The organism is Pseudoalteromonas sp. McH1-42 (genome assembly GCF_022347845.1).
Lineage (GTDB): Bacteria > Pseudomonadota > Gammaproteobacteria > Enterobacterales > Alteromonadaceae > Pseudoalteromonas > Pseudoalteromonas rubra_D.
The window spans coordinates 92,498-112,213 of the sequence record NZ_JAKRFU010000005.1 but is presented as its reverse complement, the minus strand read 5'-3'; the positions used below and the strand labels follow the sequence as shown (position 1 = coordinate 112,213).

At 44.7% G+C, this 19,716-nt stretch carries 14 protein-coding genes; 12 read left to right on the top strand and 2 right to left on the bottom strand.

Translation table 11 applies throughout. From position 1 onward, the window contains the following. The first annotated feature begins 9 nt into the window (after positions 1 to 9). The 4 genes from MHN31_RS05750 (at position 10) to MHN31_RS05735 (ending at position 6,197) form a co-directional block, all read left to right on the top strand. Complete coding sequence (locus MHN31_RS05750) at positions 10 to 867, top strand: GEVED domain-containing protein (protein WP_228553409.1); 858 nt, start codon at positions 10 to 12, stop codon at positions 865 to 867. Positions 868 to 878: 11 nt separating this feature from the next. Next, positions 879 to 2,357: an internalin gene (locus tag MHN31_RS05745; RefSeq protein WP_239443710.1), complete on the top strand. Its 1,479-nt coding sequence runs from the start codon at positions 879 to 881 to the stop codon at positions 2,355 to 2,357. A gap of 60 nt (positions 2,358 to 2,417) precedes the next feature. Beyond that, the gene (locus MHN31_RS05740) at positions 2,418 to 3,485 is read left to right on the top strand and encodes a hypothetical protein (protein ID WP_239443709.1); all 1,068 of its coding nucleotides are present in this window, start codon (positions 2,418 to 2,420) and stop codon (positions 3,483 to 3,485) included. A gap of 183 nt (positions 3,486 to 3,668) precedes the next feature. Then, complete coding sequence (locus MHN31_RS05735; RefSeq protein ID WP_239443708.1) at positions 3,669 to 6,197, top strand: TonB-dependent receptor; 2,529 nt, start codon at positions 3,669 to 3,671, stop codon at positions 6,195 to 6,197. Positions 6,198 to 6,331: 134 nt separating this feature from the next. On the opposite strand, the gene MHN31_RS05730 is transcribed toward MHN31_RS05735, so the two are convergent. Next, positions 6,332 to 7,195 (bottom strand): hypothetical protein, encoded by an 864-nt coding sequence (locus tag MHN31_RS05730; RefSeq protein WP_239443707.1) that lies wholly within the window; start codon positions 7,193 to 7,195, stop codon positions 6,332 to 6,334. Between the two features lie 689 nt (positions 7,196 to 7,884). Here MHN31_RS05730 and MHN31_RS05725 point away from each other — a divergent pair. The 7 genes from MHN31_RS05725 to MHN31_RS05695 all read left to right on the top strand — a co-directional run bounded on the left by MHN31_RS05725 (position 7,885) and on the right by MHN31_RS05695 (position 17,092). Continuing rightward, positions 7,885 to 8,607: a hypothetical protein gene (locus tag MHN31_RS05725; protein ID WP_239443706.1), complete on the top strand. Its 723-nt coding sequence runs from the start codon at positions 7,885 to 7,887 to the stop codon at positions 8,605 to 8,607. Between the two features lie 11 nt (positions 8,608 to 8,618). Then, the gene (locus MHN31_RS05720; RefSeq protein WP_125562563.1) at positions 8,619 to 9,353 is read left to right on the top strand and encodes a zinc-dependent metalloprotease family protein; all 735 of its coding nucleotides are present in this window, start codon (positions 8,619 to 8,621) and stop codon (positions 9,351 to 9,353) included. 805 nt (positions 9,354 to 10,158) lie between these two features. Then, positions 10,159 to 10,956, top strand: a complete 798-nt coding sequence (locus MHN31_RS05715) for a dermatopontin-like protein (protein WP_125562561.1) — start codon at positions 10,159 to 10,161, stop codon at positions 10,954 to 10,956. 538 nt (positions 10,957 to 11,494) lie between these two features. Then, the gene (locus MHN31_RS05710; protein ID WP_239443705.1) at positions 11,495 to 12,073 is read left to right on the top strand and encodes a TetR/AcrR family transcriptional regulator; all 579 of its coding nucleotides are present in this window, start codon (positions 11,495 to 11,497) and stop codon (positions 12,071 to 12,073) included. Between the two features lie 266 nt (positions 12,074 to 12,339). Continuing rightward, positions 12,340 to 12,939 (top strand): hypothetical protein, encoded by a 600-nt coding sequence (locus tag MHN31_RS05705; RefSeq protein WP_239443704.1) that lies wholly within the window; start codon positions 12,340 to 12,342, stop codon positions 12,937 to 12,939. A gap of 2 nt (positions 12,940 to 12,941) precedes the next feature. Beyond that, the gene (locus MHN31_RS05700; RefSeq protein WP_239443703.1) at positions 12,942 to 13,832 is read left to right on the top strand and encodes a sterol desaturase family protein; all 891 of its coding nucleotides are present in this window, start codon (positions 12,942 to 12,944) and stop codon (positions 13,830 to 13,832) included. A 404-nt stretch (positions 13,833 to 14,236) separates the two neighbouring features. After that, positions 14,237 to 17,092 carry a right-handed parallel beta-helix repeat-containing protein gene (locus MHN31_RS05695; RefSeq protein WP_239443702.1) on the top strand — a complete coding sequence of 952 codons (2,856 nt, stop codon included), beginning with the start codon at positions 14,237 to 14,239 and terminating at the stop codon, positions 17,090 to 17,092. A gap of 226 nt (positions 17,093 to 17,318) precedes the next feature. Here the strand turns inward: MHN31_RS05695 and MHN31_RS05690 are convergent, their stop codons facing one another. Beyond that, positions 17,319 to 17,669 carry a hypothetical protein gene (locus MHN31_RS05690; RefSeq protein WP_194868647.1) on the bottom strand — a complete coding sequence of 117 codons (351 nt, stop codon included), beginning with the start codon at positions 17,667 to 17,669 and terminating at the stop codon, positions 17,319 to 17,321. 446 nt (positions 17,670 to 18,115) lie between these two features. Here MHN31_RS05690 and MHN31_RS05685 point away from each other — a divergent pair, with 446 nt between their 5' ends. Next, complete coding sequence (locus tag MHN31_RS05685; RefSeq protein ID WP_239443701.1) at positions 18,116 to 19,651, top strand: basic secretory protein-like protein; 1,536 nt, start codon at positions 18,116 to 18,118, stop codon at positions 19,649 to 19,651. The last annotated feature ends 65 nt before the right edge of the window (positions 19,652 to 19,716 follow it).

Here is a 19,716-nt window from a genome sequence, read left to right as displayed (position 1 = left end):
GGATACGCAATGATGAATACGTTATTTAGATTATCTCAGGCTGCTGTGCTTTGTGGCCTCACACTCGCCGCGAGCACTGTATCAGCCAATACGATTGAAGAAGCCAATTTTAACGAACTGGGCGATATGCTAACTGTGGCAGAAGCTAAGGGTCGTTATGACTGGCTGAAAAAATGTTACGACGGGCTACTCGTCGAAATGTGGGAGCAAATGTATGACTCCCGCGAAATCATCAGTAAAGAAGAAAAGCTCAATCAGCTCAAACAACTCTGGCTGTCTGATGCTGCGCTAGCAGCTGGTAATGCGCAATACCCAACCTTCGCCAACGAAGACTTTACGAACCCTTACGGCTGGTATGCCGGCACAAGCCAGGAGCAGGCTTGTACCACTATGCCTCCGGAATACAAAGCGGTTGCACTTAAAACGACCGTGTTAGCAAATAAATATTGCGCCAACAATAGTTACGACAACGAATGGGAATGGATAGAGCAGATTAAAATAGATGACTTTGTTCATGCCTCAGGAAGTACTGCGCATACTCTGGTCTCTGGCAAGGTCCTTAATTTGCGAGCAAATCGCGATGCCAGTGTCGAGATCAAACCGGGTCTTTTGGACCCCAACTACCCAACGCTACTGGCAGCTCGCGTTTGGATTGACTGGAACCACAACGGTCAGTTTGATAGCAATGAACTGGTACACAGCAGCACTACTGGCAATACCGTGAAATTCACCCTATCAGTCCCTGATAACACGCCCGATGGTGTCACTCTGATGCGCGTAGCGCTGGATGCGGGAGGCGGCTCAGACAATGCCTGCACCAACATTCAGTATGGTGAAGTTGAAGACTATATGCTCACAGTTCGTTAAGGAAAGATGATATGAAATCACTCTATTTATCTGTACTTGCAATAGCATTTGCAGGACACAGCATGGCTGATGAGCAAGCTCGTGCTGAAATCTCTAGCTCATCAGTGTCAGGCTCTGTGATCTCAGGCCTGATCAATGATCACGTGGCAATAGGCACTGCCTATGATAGCCAGAAAAAACGCTTTTTAAATGTCCAACCCGTTGCAGGCGTTATTGACGAAAGCTATGGCAATACCGAGCTTAAATTTAAAACCGGCATTGATATGAGCTATGACGATGTGCTCAATACACTCAATGGTAGTGTCGATGTAGATGTAAACTTCCCGGTAGTAAGGGTCTCGGCAGGTGCTTCTTTGGCAAAAGAAATGGCTTCCAGCTCTTACTCAAGCTCGTATACTTTCAGTGCCTCCAGCACGCCGAAAAAGCGCTTGTTTCTGCCTAAAGATCAAAACACGGGTTACGCGTTAAGTGCAGCCGGTCAGGATATCGCGAACAATCATCAAACCAAGCTGCAAACACTGATCGGAGATGAATTTGTCACAGGTATTGAATACGGTGCCAACGTGCTCGTTAACCTGAAGATAGATTACGGTAGTAACCAGGATAAGTCGGACATTGGCGGTTATCTGGATGTTGACTTGTATGGCGGAGTGTTCAACGTCGGTGGTCAGCTCAGATACCTTAAGGATGAAGTCAAATCATCGGTTAAGATCACTGTACGTGCTATCCAGCATGGCGGGGACCCTAAACAGCTCTTGACGATTATCCCCAACAACATTATTACTTGTTCACTTGATAATCCAACGCCTTGTTTTGACATGTTCTATGAGGCTGTGAAGTACGCTAAAAGTGGATTTAATCAGCAGCTTAATTCATTGAGTGATTACAATGTGGTGCGCTACTACACTACTCGCTATGAAAACTCATCGTTGCCTTTACGCGCACTGGTACCTGAGTATCAGATTGTACGCAATGCCACGAAATGGCTGATCAGTGAGCTGGAAGATGACTTCAAACAGGCCATTTTGGATGAGCAACGCGCCCAGAACCTGCTTAACAGCTACTACGCGTATTTACCTGAAGCACAGCGCACAGCCGTCGAGCGGATCAAAGATCTGGCCTACAACAATGCCTGGTTCTTCTTTAACGCCGCTCAATTCTGCCGTGATAACCCTTTTGGTTATGCCTGTGAGAACAAGGTACAGGAAATGAAAACTGCCTGCGAACAACGCGGTAATGCCTGCCCTGCGGCTTACGATGTCACTCAGCTTCAACTACCCAGTAGTGATGAGTTCGACTGGAAGCAATGTGAGCTTGCACGCCAGGAAGCGGTTAGAGCCGGAATGGTCAGTGAAGAAGACAGTGCACGCTTCAGAAACTTACGTTGGGCACCCACTTTCATCGACGTCACAGCGCCCGCCCGTGGGATCCTGAACTGGCGTTTATGTGAGGGCGCATTGACCACTTACGGTACGGCATTTGCGCAATAACCTGCCATACTTAATCGCAATGTGCTTATGCACATTGCGATTTCTATTCAGGGAGCGGATATGAAGAGCTTTTTTACCATACTGGCGCTGAGCTGTACTTTCGCAGCGCATGGCCAGATTTATTACAGTGAGCAAGTCGGGGCAAATGATCTTGGCAGAGCATTTGATCCCGTCATGCACAAAGTTAGCGATGCCTGTCTACAAGGTACACAAGTACAACACTCAGAGCAAAGTGGCAGCCTCGATTACTTCCAACGCGTAGATGAAACCTTTATCAAACGTCGCACGTTTGGGGAGGTACATGGTGGTGTCAATTTATTTATTATCGCGGGCAGTGTATCTACCTCAATGACACACCGAAACGCGACGGATCAACGCACATTGACGTCGCAATTACATCTTAAATTTGAAGAGGGATACAGTACGTTAGAAAACCGCCAAGTAATGCAGGGCGCAGACCTTAAAAACTGTGGCAGCCACTTTGTTTATCAGGTCAACTATGGACGCGATCTGTTCGTCAACACCCGATTACACTTTAGAACAGAGGAAGACTACAAGCGATTTGTCATCAAAATAAAGATCCGTTTGTTGTTCTTTAAAAAAACCATTACCAAGGTCAAAGAAATCGAAAAATATGCCGAAAATGCGGTATTCAGTGTCGATGTCAATTCCAACGGCCCGCTACCCGCTAAACTGCAGCAGCAACTTAATGAGCAACCTACCTACTGCCGGGGCGGCAACATCACTCCTTGTCTGCAAACCCTGGAAAGTCTGGTGGCTTATAGTTTCGACCCGAATGGCCTGATGGTTGATTTAGCTGATTTGGATAAAGTTCCGCGTAGTTTCGTGGTGAAGAGCTATCAGGACTCCGGCCATTACGGCGCAGCTGACTGGCAATCAGTGATGAGCAATACCCTATATGAAGCGAACTGGCGATGGGCTGAACATCAGTATGGTGAAGCAGTCAGGCATCTAGAGCGTACCAAGGCCTTTTTAAGCGTCGCGACTGATGCCGAAAAGCCGGAACTGGAAGCGCAATTTGAGGCCGCTCAATTAGCCCTCAACGATGCCGAAATACTTCGTCAAACCTGTCTGACTTCACCCTGGTTAAGCCAGTGTGGTCAGTAAATCAGACTCCTTTCACTCTGCTTAAGTGGCTAACTCGTTTGGCCACTTTGTCAAAAGTTCCCCTCATACTGAAAAAATCCTATTCGACTTTAGTCCAATCCGATTGCACTCAAAATTGATTTATGTCAACGTCGTGCTCAATAAACAAAAAATAAATAAACAACATCAACAGAGTAGTAAGTGATGACAACAACCATAAAACTTTCGCCAGTTGCACTGGCACTTTTTGCGTGCTCCGCCGCAATGGCAGAACAATCAAACGAACAAAACATCGAGACCATTTCTGTACTGGGCTCTAAAGTTTCAAACCGGACGGCAACCGAGTCCACTTCACCCATTGATATTCTGGATACTGACCAACTCAATAAAGGGGGCTTTACTGAGCTCGGGCAAAGCCTGCAAGCCATCGCACCGTCGTTTAATTTCAGCAGAACTCAGGTTTCTGATGGCTCAGACCTGTTCCGTCCAGCAACATTGAGAGGACTGCAGCCAGACCAAACCCTGGTACTGATCAATGGTAAACGTCGTCATACCCAGGCGATATTTGGCCTATCGGGCACAGTCGGTGCTGGCGCTGCGGGTACAGATATGAACTCTATCCCGATGATGGCATTAAAAAATGTCGAGATCCTAAGAGACGGTGCCGCGGCACGTTATGGTTCTGATGCCATTGCCGGCGTGATCAACTTGTCGCTCAACGACAGTACAGGCGTGACCACGGGATTTGTTCAGGCAGGCTCTACTGGCGAAGGCGATGGTGATACCTATTCACTGGGTCTGAACCGAGGCTTTGAGCTGGGCAGCCAGGGAGGTTTTATCAATGTATCGCTGGAATATCGTGATGCGGATGGAACCAACCGGGCCGAACGCGATACCGGGGGATCCTCTACCATTGCACCGGGCACTTTATCCGATGATGTGCGCTGGAAGCAGGGTAATTCTGATAGTGAGTTTATCTCTGTGTTCTATAACGCTGCGTTGCCTGTAGGCGATAAAGAGCTGTATTCATTTGCCGGCTTCTCAAATCGGACCGCTTTAGGAAACGGCTTTTATCGTGATTTTAACCGTGCAGAGCGCAACGTACCGCAAGTGTATCCGGACGGTTTCCTGCCGAGGATAGACAATGAAGCACAAGACCTGTCGTTTGCAGTCGGCTTAAAAGGCGATATCAATCCAGACTGGGCATTCGATGTATCCAGTGTATACGGCGAAAACCAGTACGACTATTCGTCATCCAACACCATCAATTCATCTTATGCGGCTGAGTACCTGGCGAATAACCCAACAGCTTCAGCGCAAGACATCGCTGATAACGCTGGACCCAGAGGCGGCTACTCTGGTGGCTTCAGGTTCGATCAATGGACCACTAACCTGGATATTAGCGGCATTATTGATATCGAAGGCGGTGAGCCGGTTTACCTGTCTGTAGGTGCAGAGTACCGCAAAGAAAATTATGAAATAGTACCTGGTGAGGTGGCGTCTTATGCGTGCGGCTCATCTAACGCTGACCGCTCGTTTCCTTCAGTGATTGATACAGAAGTGTTTGCCGATTGTGGCTTTCAGGCCTACCAGGGACTCAGACCGGATGCAGCCAACAAAGCAGAGCGTTCAAGTCATGCCCTGTATATTGAAGCTGAAACACTGCTTAATGAAGACTGGCTGATCAGTGCAGCACTGCGCTATGAAGATGTATCAGATTCCAACGATGATACCATCTGGAAACTGGCAACCCGCTATGAACTCACTGAAGACCTGGCAGTGCGCGCTGCAGCATCGACCGGTTTCAGAGCCCCTTCATTACAACAGTCCGGTTATACAGCGTTTACAACAACCTTAGGTGGAGACGGCACGCTGGCAACCTCTTATACAGCAACCGCAGGCTCACCTTTCCCCGCCGCACTGGGCGTAGATGGCCTGAACCTGGAATCTTCAGACAACTATAACCTGGGCCTGGCCTGGGACGTCAGCAGTGATCTCTCCGTTACTTTAGATTTTTATCAGATCAAGATTTACGATCGGATTAACCTGGGTAGCTTCATTGGCGTCGACAGTGATGAACTGGACGCTTTCCCGGCAGCCAACACGGCATTAACCGCGACAGGTGCAGTTCAAGGCAACTTTTTCTCTAACTCATTGGATTCAACCACCCAAGGTGTTGACTTCATCGCTTCTTATTCGACGGCAATCGCCAGTGGAGAGCTGGATATCACCTTTGCTGCTAACAAGAATAAAACAGAAATCGATAAAGTGAACGCTCCACAGGGGATCCCTGAAGGCATCGTCCTTGATCAACAAAGACGCTCATTCCTGACCCATGGTCAGCCAAGAGAACGCGCAACGCTAACCTTTGATTATCAACAGGACGACTGGAATGCTCTGTTGCGCTTTAACTACTTTGGCAAAACCGAGGTCACTTACTTTGCAGGCGGACACATCGAACTGCCTGATTTTCTGTCTCCAACCAACAGCTGGCAGGAAACCAGCGTGGTTGAATCGGCTGTTCTGGTTGACGTTAACATGGGCTATCAGCTAACCGAGCAGATCAATCTGTCTGCCGGTATTGATAACCTGTTCGATGAAACACCAGATGAGCTGGGCGAAGACGAAGTACTGAACTTCATCACCAATGGTGCGATGCGCTACCCACTGCGTGCCTTGCCCTATGGCTTCGATGGCATGACGTATTACGCCAAAGTGAGCTTTAGCTTTTAAACATGAAAAGGGGTGGTCATCACCACCCCTTAGTCTTTTAGCACTGATATGCAGGGGCGCGCTTTGCAGACATCGCTTATGCAGGCTAAAGAATTCTGCATTTACCCATGCTTACCATCACTGAGATGGGCTTATCATCCACCAATATTGGATGAGACCCTCTGGCTCATTTGCATATCTTCCGCAAATTCACTCATACCCGGGCGCTTGTAAAACACTGTGCGGGTGTAATTTGAAATAGCCCAAATCACCCCTTCTCTGTCTACATCAATATTATAAAAGGCACCAAACTTAACTAGTTCACCCTCTTTCAATGTATACACACTCTGCGGGCCGTCATTGCTGCCATACACACTGGCAACGAGATAAACCTGACCGCTTCCTACCGCAATGTCTTTAAGTGTACACAGATTTCCGCACGCAACTGACTGCTGCTCCCAACTTACCCCGTTAAACTTATACAGCCTGTCACTTTCAGTAATCGCCCAAATTACCCCACCCAAAGCAACATCAATTTTAGTAATGACTTCGTTATTGATTCGGTAATGGCCTTCGAAATTTTCCGTTGCATCATTAAATTTCTTTAAAGTACCATCCCCGTTGACACAGTAAACATGATCCACTGTGAATGAGCTCACATCTGTTGCGCCCCAGCAACCCGTCACAGGCTGCCAGTTGTTATCTTGATATCTGAATGCATTACCACTTTCTGAAATACTGAATGTCGCTCCTTCATAGTATGCATAGCCAGGATCTTCTGGCGACGTACCAAAGTGATAATGGAAGTACCCACCAGAAGCCGCCAGCGCTTTTTGTCCATAAGGCAGCGCTTGTTGCTGCCAGGCACCAAATGAGTCGTCTTTTTGCACATAAGGTATGCCCTGATGGTCAATGGCAACACGCACGGGTGAATTGGTATGTCCTTCTGCCAACACCCCTGTCGACGACAAAGTAGTGGTCGCAATGATTAAAGCCTGTGCTATGTGTTTTCTTTTCATTTCCTTACTCCTATAGGTTCAAGCAGACTCAGGTACAAATGAAACCAAAAAGTAGCAATATATTTGCACCCACCATCTAGCCAGTATTATTTTCACAACATTTTTAACAAGTTGAGACTTTTACAACCTTGATTTCAATCAAGAGTAAGAAGCAGTTCCCAAAATTAATACTTACATCAAGATAAGAGGCCATACTGAGAATAAAATATCTCTTGCCGCTACTATTTCAGGGGTTATGATCAGTGGTAATCAGTCAGTGATTGAGACAAATTGCATTAATCACAGATATAATAAAAATGAATAACATATTCCACCAAGCTAGTTTTTAAGCCCATTAATATCTCACATGAGAGTAAATTCCTTGACCCGGGTAAATACTGCTTAACTTCAGCTCGTTAAAAACAGCCACAACAATCGGTACAGATAAATAGGCCGAGCTTCATGGGCATCTTTATAAAAAATAAAAAAGCAATAAATACATGGCATTAGTCAATTCAGCTTGACGCAATAAAGTACTTTCATTGCTTGTTTTTCACGCTGATTTTTGACTAATACTTATTCATTATCGGCAATTATAATTCGTTATATCATAACAAAAAAATCACAAAAAAAGATTTTTGCAACCTAATTGACACATTTGTTAACTTTAATTATATTCACTTTCCTTCCAGCCAACCGAAGAATAAAAAATGAATAAACTGACAATTTCACTTATTTTAATAGGGATATTTATATCATATTGGCTTTTTTCTGGATCTAACCCGGAAATTGCACAAGCCCCCACTGTGCAAAAAGATGCGTTAATAGTGAATAAAAACGTAGTTAAGGCAGATCCTCTAGTTGTTTCAAGTTCACCCAAACCCCAAATAGAAATTGCTTCAAGCACAACAAAAGAAATCACCCAGGACGTGGAGCGAACACCGCTGGATATTGGAGAAATCGCATCAATCTCTGATGACGCCAAAGCAGTATTAATAGAAGCGGGCGTGCTGGTAAAAGATATTAGTGAAGAAGCCTATGTCGAATTCAACCTGGCAGCCATGCAGCAATTGGAAGTTGGAGATACCTTTGATTTAACCATTCCACAGACCACCGAAATGCATCGCGCAGAAGTCACTCAAGTTGATGTATTTCCAAACGGTGACAAAAGTGTTTTTGCAAAAGTAACTGGCTCAGGTAATCGCTTCCATAACTCAGTGATGACAGTGGGCAATGATGCCATTTACGGACAATTCACAGTCCCTTCTGGCAATTATGTATTTGAATCACATGGCAAACATGGCTGGATAGCCGCAAAACGCGATCTATATAAGAATCATGTGGAGCACACGCCTCAAGAGCGTGCGCCTGCAGAAGGGGCTAAAGATCTCTTTTCCCCGCCTATCAACACTCAAACAACAAGTAAGAAGTAAGGAAAATCAATATGAAAAAAGCAATCTTAGCGACGGCGCTCACCTTGGCCTCAGGTTTAACTCAGGCCAACACAATCGATATTGCTATCCTGTATAGTGATGAAGCAGCTGCCAATACATCGAACATCCAAACGAAAATTAACCAGCTGATCTCATTTTCAAATCAGGTTTATAGCCAAAACGAAATTGACTTAAGACTTAACCTGGTTGCTTCAGCTTCTATCGGCAGTGCGCAGGTAACCGCTGACGAAAACTGGTTAAATGCACTGACGGACAGCGCATCCATTGCACAATATCGTGATGCAAATAATGCTGACATGGTTGCATTACTGGGTGTTGGTTCATCTGCAGGCAGCAACCTAATTAGCTGTGGTATCGCCTGGGTTGGTCAGGGCAGCAATGGTAATTTGTACTCGTCTCAGGTCAATAAGATGTACTCCATTACTGCTGTAGACTGCGGTGCAACTACCTTTGTGCATGAGTTAGGACACAATCAGGGTTTAACGCATGCTCGCAGGCAGGGTGACACATCTGGTGGTGTATACAACGATGGCATGGGACATGGTGTATATAATGTATTTACCAGCATCATGGCGTATCCACATGTCTTTGGTAGCGCAACTCAGTATGACTACTTCTCAAACCCTAACTGGACAGCGAACGGCTATCCTTTCGGTGTTGTAGGCGAGTCGTACGCCTGGAAAACAGTGAATGCAACAAAAGACGACATTGCTAACATGAAATAGCAAACAGCCTGCACTATTATCAGGCAAATGAAACGAGAGCGCTCGGCGAGCGCTCTTTTTGTTTTTTGGTTGAAATGCGGTTACAGGCTAACAAGCTATTGCCAGAGATCAACAGGGCTCGTATCTATACGTGATGAAACCGTTTAATATGGCAGAGCAAATGTGTGAAAGACCGTCGAGCATCAACAGGTTCATTTAGATATTCAACGAAGACATCGACCTCTTTGCGAATAAAGCAGGTGGGGCAGTAAAGGCCGACTCTGAGAAGGCTAGTTTAAGTCCACATATTACCAAATAAAGCCACGCTGGCGGACTGCATGGCTTACGTTGGCCGCAACTCCATCTGGGCCAGAATGAACACTCCGAACTCACTCGTATCAAACCACGCATTGAGCATGCCCCACTCCTTTTACTTTCTTCACATCGTCGGATCTTACAAAGCCGCACTTTCTTACTTGTGCCTGATGTCACAGTAGCCTTTGAACAGGATATGCATATAACAAAATAGAATAAGCTTATTCAGTTGTTCACTATTTGCGTACAAGCTATCAAGTTATTAATCAAGATAGCAAAATAAACTGCCTCTCATCGGCACTTATTTGCTTATAAAACAGTCGTCACAAAAATATAAAACCAACTATCCTCAACAAAAAACAATTCCACTTTGCAAAATAAAAACAACCATTGAAATAAAACAGAAATTCAACGTTAATAAAAATAAAATTGACAATTTACCAGCCTAAATATCAAATATATCTCGATTCTAATGAATCACCTTAAATTAAACCTTGAAAGGATTATAAAGATGAAAGTTAGTTCTATTGGAAAAATTGCAACCCTGTTTTTATCTTTCACGACTTTAAGCGCGTTTGCTGCACAAGACGCTGCAAATTATATGGAATATAACCTGGGAGACAGCATCTACAGAATTCCTGCGTCACAGGCTAAAAATGTAGATGAGATTATCGAGTTAATCGATAGCCAAAACGACGTATCTGAATATGGCGTTGTTTCATTAAAAGCTGATGTTCCCAATGCTGCGCTGTCAACATCTGACTTCACAATGCAAGCTGGCGGTACGTTACGCCTGTACAGCACGTTCAACGCTGGTTACCTGAACGATTTCGACGCTGTACTTTCTTATACTTGCCCAAACAATATGTTCATCAAGTCAGTTTCAAGCTACCACGATAACCGCCGCGAAGACCGTCGCTTCAACATTGAATGTGGTAAGTACACGACTTCTGCCGGTGCTCGCCTGTATCGCAAATCTCTAAGCTGGACTGGCTATGTAAATTCATATGACCAGGCTTTCAACTACACCTGCCCTGCTGGTAAGTTCCTGGTAGGTATGTACAGCGTGCACAGCAACAGACACGAAGACCGTGTATTCAAATTTGCCTGTGCTGCTATGGCTGAATCTTCAGCAAGCGGTTTCGCTCTGAGTGCAGAGACTTGCTCAACAGTTGGTCCAACTAACTTCGACCAACCATGGCACCTTGGTTCAAACGGCGCGTTAGTTGGTATGTCAAGCCGCCACAGTAACTCTCACGAAGATCGTGAAACATCAGTGTCTTTCTGTACTTCAGTATCTGACTGGTAATATCCGTCACTTTCGCAGGCATTAAGTAGTAGCCTGCTTTTTATTATAACTTTAAAAATTAATATACATTAAATAGAAAACCTAAAATAAAAAACACAAAAAACCAAACCCATTAAAACATAAAAACCAAAATCATTAAAATACAACAACACCAAAAATCACAGTTCAACAAAATCGACATTTAATGGATATATTATCCTTATTATTCTCAGACATAGGGCCAATAAGGGTAAACAAAACATGATGCCGCTACCAGCGCCCAAATCAACATAGTTAACCAGTACATATAAGGTTGCTCTTCTCGTGCATAGGGATGCCAGAGATAAGCCACCCCCCTTATCAGGTCATAAAGCAGCCACAACAATAATCCAAAACCGAGCCAATAGCTCCAGGGCAAACTCATCAACATCAGATGTTTCCTAAACAGTTAATTTTCAATATGACAATTTACAACATAACTTACCCCGCTGTTAATTGTCAACATGACAATTAACAGCGGGGTTGGTATAGTGGCCGAAATAACGAATGAGGAGAAAGCATGGCCAGACCAAGCATGGCTGCGCAGCGTAAAGAAGAAATACTGGATGCGCTCGAAACCTGTATTTTACAATATGGGATCCAGGCAACATCACTCGAAAGTATCGCCGAGGCGGCAGGAGTGAAACGCACCATTTTACGCCACTACATTGGCAACCGTGATGATATTATATGCGCACTGAGTACCCGATTACGCTCCCGTTACTCGCAGCAATGGCAGCAACTGTTATGCTGGCTACCTTCAAAAAACAAAACAGAATCCATTATAGACGCTCTGTTTACTGTAGGTTCTAGCGAGCGGGTCAATGCAACAATTATAGGAGAGGCGATATTCTCAGAAGCAAAACGCCTGCCGCCCGTTAAGCGAGACCAGGAAGCCATCATGGATGAATTCATCACAATTATCTGCCAGGTTTTGCGCGATGAATACGAACACGCGAGTGACGATAAAATTGAGTTGGTTGCGCATGGAATCTATGCCAACTATCTGCTATCCGAGTCTTTTTTACCTCTTACTCTGGTCGATCAGGTCTACAAACTGAAAGCGACTTCTAAACTACTTTGCACAACACTCACATAACTGTGCCAAATTGTAGTGACACACAATCCATTTCAAGGGTTATACCTGCAACAAACTTGTCTCTGAAACAAATCAAACCGAACTAATTTACCGGGCAGTGATTTGCATACTCTTATCAGGTGATCATTGAAATTTCCAGGGTGCAGCATTGAAGGTTAATATGTTTCGGCCGGCATATCACAAACAAGAGTAAATTTTCACATTGACAATTTAAAGTTCAAAACTTAGGCTATGCTTCATTCATCACCGAGTATTTGGATTTAGATATGAAGCTAGCAAGCTCACTTCTCGTCACTGGTATCATCGCCTGTTCACTCTGGGGCGTTGCCTTATTGCAACCTATGCCCGCCCGGGCCATTTCTTCCGCGCAACATACGCCCACAGATAAAACGCCTTCGGAAACAAGTGCTGTACCAGGGGCCATAACAGAATCAACACAACGCGAGAAGCCACTGGTTGCCCTGAATACACTGGTAATTTCCGGTACTACAGCCGTTATGCCAACCAGTCAGGTACAGCAACTTTGGCAGGACTTTAAGGCAGATACGTCATTGAATCGAAAACTGACAAAGCAGCCCAAAGCTGTTTACGTGTTTTATCGTGACTTTTCGGCAAACTTTGAGCAGTCCACCATAACCATAGGTTACTCTGTAGATACGCTGTCCTCCGTAAACCAGTCAGTAACATTGAGCGCGGCAAGATATGAACGCCTGTTACCCAGAAAAAAATATAGCAATCAGGATATTGCACGTGCCTGGCAAAATATAGATTACCGCCGACCAATCAACAGAGTAATTGAGATCCATCACCTGTCTGAACACAGTGCGATAGTAAGTTCAGAGCTGCTGATAGAATATGGAGATTAGCCATGGAGTATTTAACCTTGCCCCTGTCGGCTGACGACGTCTGGTGGCTGGAAGTCTTTATAGATGAGTGGTTTTTAGTGATTGCACTGAGCTTATTTGTCGTCGAAATGTTTCGCTATGCTTTTAAAAAGCAATTCACTAAAAACTTGCTTGGTGACAGTGTTGCTAACTTTGTGATTTTGGGGCTATTCATGTTACTGGTCGCCCTTGTGGCCCTGACTTATGTTGGTGTGTTTTTCTACGTGTACGATAATTTTAGAATTACAGACTTACCCCTTACTCCCTGGACCATATTGTGCTGTATTGTACTGGCCGATCTGGCTTACTACTGGGAACACCGCTTTTTACATAAAAATGGTTTTGCCTGGGCAACACATACCGTCCATCACAGCTCACCACATTTCAATATTTCGGTTGCCTATCGGCATGGCCCTATGGACTGGTTTTTTCCTTTGTTTTTCTACCTGCCACTTGCACTCATGGGCTTTCATCCGTTTATCATCTTTCTGGCCGAAGTGATCGTGCAGGTTTTTCAGACTTTGTTACACACAGAAACCGTTAAGAAGCTACCAAGGCCACTAGAAGCCATTTTCAATACGCCTTCTCATCACAGAGTACATCATGCTACAAACAAACAGTATCTGGACAAAAACTATGCAGGCATTTTCATAATCTGGGACAGGCTCTTTAGCACCTTTGCCAGAGAAGAGGCAGAAGTAAAATATGGCGTTTTTCCACGAATTAACAGCGTAAACCCGCTTACCGTCTTTTTCAGCGGATATACAAAGTTACTCAGGCAACTCATCCACGCACCAAGCTGGTCATACAGGTTTAAATTACTGATAAAGCCGCCTATCTGGGCATGGCAACAAGAGCAGAAAAGCAAAGAATAATCAAAGACCTGTTAGTGAATCTGTTCAGAGTAATGCCGAAACACAGACTCGCTACCCATACCCCCTTCCTCAGGGCTATGGTCCCCTGAGGAAGCCTTATATTTACTTCATTCGTCAGAGCACCTTACTGTTCGCCTTTATATTTCATAGTCTCATGTAAATAACAGGCAACCCCTACATAAAATTAAAACATACTCCTCTGGCGCTGCTCGTTAATTATCCCAATAAACAATATAAAATATTTATTCTCTACTGTTACTCAGGTATAAAATACACGGCCCAATTGCCAGCTCAGGGCTGATTTTTCAGGGACTGATGAAAACTTTCTTAATTAAAGCTTTTGATTATAGAGGCTTTTCCAGTTCTTGCGGACACATCAAACTTGAATTGAAGGACCTAAAACCATGATACAAAAAATAGTAAAGCTCCTGTTTTTCTCTTCTTGTTTAGTGTTTTTATCAAGCATTAAACAAGCTCAAGCGAGTAATCATTGCGAGTCGCCACAGCCTAGCAGCATTGATAGCAATAATACACTGATCTTACACAGTAATTCTTTTTGGGAAACGCAAAACCTGGGAGACTATGGTGATAATGTTGATGCCATTATTACTGATATGCCAGAAGCACTAAAAAACAACGTAAATATGAGTGACTATAATCGAGCCGAGCAACTGCGCTGGGCCATAAGAGTCGCCAATAACATAACGCCAAGGCCTGCACATACTAAGGTTATGGTTGCCTCCTGTGATTATAATTTCAGTGAACAACACAATGCGCATCCTGACACACCGGTTGATGGTATCCACAACGCATTTCTACCTAAATTGTTTATTAAAGCGGACAATATCACCATTGAAGGGGTGTCAGACCAGCCGACTCCAAGACTCTACTATTCAGGTAAAGGCTTTGATGGTCAACATCACGGAAGAGTTGTGTTGATGGTGCCAAGTAAAACGCAAGGAATTACAATCAAAAATTTGTCATTTGAAGGGGATCACCACTGGAACCATATTCAAAATCCCGCTTATACATTGCATGAAAATAATGACAATCTTTACTTTAATGGCAGAGATCGCCGCCTGTGGTCAGGTATGATCATGATTGGCCTGGCTGGCGGAAGTAATGATGTCACAGTCGATAATGTGTCAATTCAGGATCCAGCACGCTCTGGTATTGCTATTGTGGGTAATGCCACAATCCAAAATTCAGTCATCAAAGGCAGTATTCCACTAGCCCATACAGAGAATATGCTGTCTGAACTGCTCAACGCTTCCGGCGCGCTGTCCGCACATCTCAATATTAACTCAGCAGGTATGGGTTTTCATTCAGGCATTGCTCAACAGTTTAGTTATGGACCAATACATGTCAAAAACAACACCATACAAAACTTTGTAGAAGGGGTTAACGGCAATGGACAAGAATGGGTGATCACCGGTAACACCATAAAAGAAATTGCAGATCATGCAATCTATATTCTAAGCAACATGAAACCTTCGATCATTGAGCACAATAAAATTGAAATGATTTTAAGTGCAGCCATTAAGCTTGGTGGAAGAACATGTCTCGATTCCGCTACTCAGTGTATGCTTGCAACCGATCCACTCGCAGAACAAACCCGGGCCGGAGCATACAAAACACGAGTCCAATTTAATACCTTTAAATTGATACCCAGAACATCAGTATTGTTATCAGGTACTTTTAATACAATAGCGAACAATACGATTGTTCCATACAACCCAGCAGATGACACCAGTACCGGTAGTTTTTACAACCCAGCTAAAGACCCAACGAATGTCTATCCAGATTTTTTCTTTTCGACCTCAGGGGGCCAAACTCAAAAAGACAGTCAGGGGCACAATTACTGGACCAATCACTTTGCGTACAACACTGTTGCTTACAATACCAAAGGCAGCGAAGAGCTCTCTGTCTTTATAAGTCAGCGTATGGGACACCGAGATCGCAGTATAGGTATGAATGTCATCAAAGGTCCTGGTCAAAAAGTGTATTTTCACGCACGCAAGGATTCACGTTATGCACCTTTGATTTCGGTCTCTGCAGGTACAACCCTGTATACAGGTGGAAAACCTGATTGCATAGACTGTATTGGCAACCCCGTTGCACAAGGATATCGCAGCAATTTGGAGCCGTTATGGGCTAAAGCAATGACCATGGAAGATTCAAATGGTAGTGGTATCCCTCACCTGCTAGTTAAACTAGATAACACAGAAGAGGATGTATTTCTGATTGGCGAGTCAGGGATCCACGAAAGGATCAACGCAGAAAATCAAGCGTTGGATATCAAAGCAATCGCTGATTTGGATGGCGACGGAATAGATGAAATTTACTTTCAAGACAACAGCACGGGTTTATCTGGTGCAAGGCTGTTTCTCACTGGTTCTGAAGTAGAAAACAGAAAACTGAACGACATAGCAAGCACACGCTGGACCTTTCATAATGCGAATCAGGACGACTTAGTTGCCAGTCAAATCGCATCACTGAAAGGTGCAGAGCCAGATCAACTCATTACAAATTGGGCGGGAAGTAGCGAACTACTTGGCTCCGCTTTTGATGGTCTCGGCAACCCAGTTTCCGGTAACGCAATCTATCATGGCGCACACAATACCTCCGTAAATAAACTACAGGCAGCTGACCTGTCTGGTGTTGGAGAAATATATAGTGCCAATCAGGAACTGTATGTGGCGCTTGATGATAAGAAGGTTATTGGTGTTTACTGGGATGCACACACGTCCAGCTGGAAAAATCAAACGGTCTATTCAGGTACGCAAACACTATCACTCATGGAGCCTGGGCGCCTCAGAAGCACAGAGCCTAAGCAGCGCATGTATCAGCGTTATTCCAGCAATACCATTTATGAAAGCAGGCCAGCCAGTTCAGGATCACTCCCGGCATTTGGATCAGGTAGTTATTTTTATAATGGTTCCGCAACAAGTGACATGTTAGTTGCAGCGGATTTAAACGATGACGGCAAACAAGAAATGATCAGTCACTTTAGTCAAGTCACAAACAAGATCTATTATGGTCAAGAGATGAATGGTGTCCTAAACAGCACACAAGGAACCATCTATGATGGCTTCACCTCCCCTAAACTCATTACACCATATAACAGTGCTGATAAAGTGGAGCGTGTCATTAGCTTATTTAACCAATCCTGGGCTATCTACCTTTCTGAAGGGCTGCGCAGCAATGGCCATAACTATGTAAACTATATTTACAGCAAAGCACTGGCAAACACCCATTAGCATTGCTTAAAAAAAGGCTGGCAATCAAAAAGGCCTACACACTTTGTAGGCCTTTAATCTACAGCAGTACGCCACACCGCCAAACACATGGCTCTGCCGCGGATACTGGCATTTGGGCTATAGTCACTTCCACGCTTTTGCTCGGTTAGAGTGTAAAGAAAACATTCTGCCCAGTTAGAACAACTTGCTCAGGCAATGTGCACCTCAGTTCGGCTCTATTTCATCTTTAGAAAAGGCCAATACGAGAAACAGACGGCTTATTTCTCACATGGTCTAGTGAGGAGGTACCACAACGACTACCCGCAATGGCAATTTTAACATCTTGATTAGACACTTTAGCGGCCAATAAAGCAGAGTATATTGATTTAACATCAGCATTTGCAGCTTCTACCGAGTACAAGCCCGTATCACCGCAGTTTGCCGGGTTAATATGCGTACCCGAAGTTTTAAATAAAAAGTGGCCACCTTTGTAGCCGGTATAAATCTCAACAACTTTAACCTTAGCTGTCCACTGATCTGCTGCCGCATTTGCCAAAGTTGATGTCAGAATCAACGCCGAGCCAAGTAAGTATTTCATTGTAACTCCTTTAATCATTCGTTTTATTTATCATTCACTACGAAAAATAGCGCTCTACAGCGATATAGATTCCGCAGTGTTCCATTTAAAAGCGAATAATAACATAAACTTACTATTTGACGCCAACTTGGGTACATGGCATATAAATAACAATAAATTATTTTCCCAGTTAGCAATTTTCAGAAAGTGGCACCTCATTCTTCTGCAGCCGCTGCACGCCAGCGCCTGTCTGTCTTATAACCAAATTGTACAACTTTAAAACAATTTGGTATTTACATAAATTTGACAATCAATCTTACAAGATCAATATTTAGACCGTTCCAATTAATTTCAAAACCAATAAAGCTAGCTATTAATTTAGGGAGTTAGCTTATAAAAGCCAAACAAATTGGAACGATACAAAATAAAACACAACTAAGATACAACATGTAAAAGAGAGCAACAGGATGAAAAAACACCAAAACCACAGTAAAAGTACGCTTGCATTGTGTCTGAGCGGAGCCCTGCTCGCACCGACCAGCTTTGCCAACACGGATCTGACTCAGCCTGATAGAGGTGTCATTACTGCAAGTGGAGAAAACGGCACAGCCGAAGGACGGACTAAAGCGTTTGACGATTCTCAGTACAGTAAATGGCTGACCTTCTCGCCTACAGGCTGGATAGCCTACCAATTCAACACCCCTCAGGTGGTGTCGGGTTACACATTGACGTCGGCCAACGACGCGGCCAGCCGCGATCCACAAGACTGGCAATTACTGGGCTCAAACGATGGCAATACCTGGTACGAACTTGATACACAAACCAATCAGACCTTTTCTGCACGCTATCAAACTCACCAGTATAATGTCACTAACAGTCAGGCTTATCGCCATTACAAGCTAAATGTCACAGCCAACCAGGGAGCCGGGATTTTACAGCTGGCAGAAATTGAGTTGCTGGGTGGCGTGACGCCGCCACCGGGTGATACTTTACCGCTGACAGACAGCAAGTCACTCAGTAGAGGGAGCTGGCAGCATTATGGGCCGTTCAATGTGGCGGGAAAAGTATCGGCAACCACCACAGGTAGCGGCGATGCCGACCTGTATATCGGCCTGGGCAGTCAGCCAACTACCAGCAATTATCAGTGTGCCAGCACCTCACCCACTGCAACGGAATCATGCCAGGCACAAGGCAATAATCTATATGTCTCTGTATATGGCTGGTCTGCCACCAGTTACACTATTAACATCAAAGAAGAAAGTGACAATGGCGGCGGTAACTGGGACAAGCCGGTCGTTGATTTTGTAGATATGAATCCGGAAACGGCGGGTTCGCAGTTAGTTAAACGCATCATAAGCGACCCGGCTGCCCATATGGCAAACCGCTGTGTGGACGTGGCTCAGGTGCTCTATACAGATCCAAAAGAATCGCAACGCTTCAGACACCTGCGCTTTGAACTCAGAGAAAAAGATGCCTGGGGCAACGACTTTGTAGCCTATAAACTTGGCCAGGATGGGTCCGGCGAAATGACCATTGCCGTCAGCACCAAGCATCTGGAAAAAGTCTACCGGGAAGGAAATAACGACGATAACGCTATCCGCGATGAAATCGACGGCATTTTATTCCATGAGGTGACGCATGGTTACAACAACTCTCCAATCACACAAGATGGCTACGGTGACGGCGGTCCATACTGGGCCTATACCGAAGGCCTGGCAGATGCCGTGCGGATTGGCGCGGGTTTTCATAAAACCAGACAGCCGGATATCAGCAACCCCAAAAAGTGGCTGGGCGGATACACCACCACCGGCTTCTTCCTGCATTACATTAAACAGGAAAAAGACCCGCTGTTTATCCGCAAGTTTAACCAGTCAGCAGTGGATTACACCAACTACACCTGGTCATTCGACCGTGTCTTCACCGATATACTGGGCATAGGCGTAGAGCAAGCCTGGCAGGATTACGTGCAGTTTATTCAAAACGGTGGGCAGCTTCAGTACTAGCAGATAGTAAAAAGCCCGAAGCCGGGATAGGCTTCGGGCTTAGGTTATTTTTCAGCATTGTTACT

Bases quoted from the DNA above. Each gene is read 5' to 3' on its own strand.
- MHN31_RS05750 (WP_228553409.1), top strand. From the start codon at position 10: ATGATGAATACGTTATTTAGATTATCTCAGGCTGCTGTGCTTTGTGGC.
- MHN31_RS05745 (WP_239443710.1), top strand. From the start codon at position 879: ATGAAATCACTCTATTTATCTGTACTTGCAATAGCATTTGCAGGACAC.
- MHN31_RS05740 (WP_239443709.1), top strand. From the start codon at position 2,418: ATGAAGAGCTTTTTTACCATACTGGCGCTGAGCTGTACTTTCGCAGCG.
- MHN31_RS05735 (WP_239443708.1), top strand. From the start codon at position 3,669: ATGACAACAACCATAAAACTTTCGCCAGTTGCACTGGCACTTTTTGCG.
- MHN31_RS05730 (WP_239443707.1), bottom strand. From the start codon at position 7,195: ATGAAAAGAAAACACATAGCACAGGCTTTAATCATTGCGACCACTACT.
- MHN31_RS05725 (WP_239443706.1), top strand. From the start codon at position 7,885: ATGAATAAACTGACAATTTCACTTATTTTAATAGGGATATTTATATCA.
- MHN31_RS05720 (WP_125562563.1), top strand. From the start codon at position 8,619: ATGAAAAAAGCAATCTTAGCGACGGCGCTCACCTTGGCCTCAGGTTTA.
- MHN31_RS05715 (WP_125562561.1), top strand. From the start codon at position 10,159: ATGAAAGTTAGTTCTATTGGAAAAATTGCAACCCTGTTTTTATCTTTC.
- MHN31_RS05710 (WP_239443705.1), top strand. From the start codon at position 11,495: ATGGCCAGACCAAGCATGGCTGCGCAGCGTAAAGAAGAAATACTGGAT.
- MHN31_RS05705 (WP_239443704.1), top strand. From the start codon at position 12,340: ATGAAGCTAGCAAGCTCACTTCTCGTCACTGGTATCATCGCCTGTTCA.
- MHN31_RS05700 (WP_239443703.1), top strand. From the start codon at position 12,942: ATGGAGTATTTAACCTTGCCCCTGTCGGCTGACGACGTCTGGTGGCTG.
- MHN31_RS05695 (WP_239443702.1), top strand. From the start codon at position 14,237: ATGATACAAAAAATAGTAAAGCTCCTGTTTTTCTCTTCTTGTTTAGTG.
- MHN31_RS05690 (WP_194868647.1), bottom strand. From the start codon at position 17,669: ATGAAATACTTACTTGGCTCGGCGTTGATTCTGACATCAACTTTGGCA.
- MHN31_RS05685 (WP_239443701.1), top strand. From the start codon at position 18,116: ATGAAAAAACACCAAAACCACAGTAAAAGTACGCTTGCATTGTGTCTG.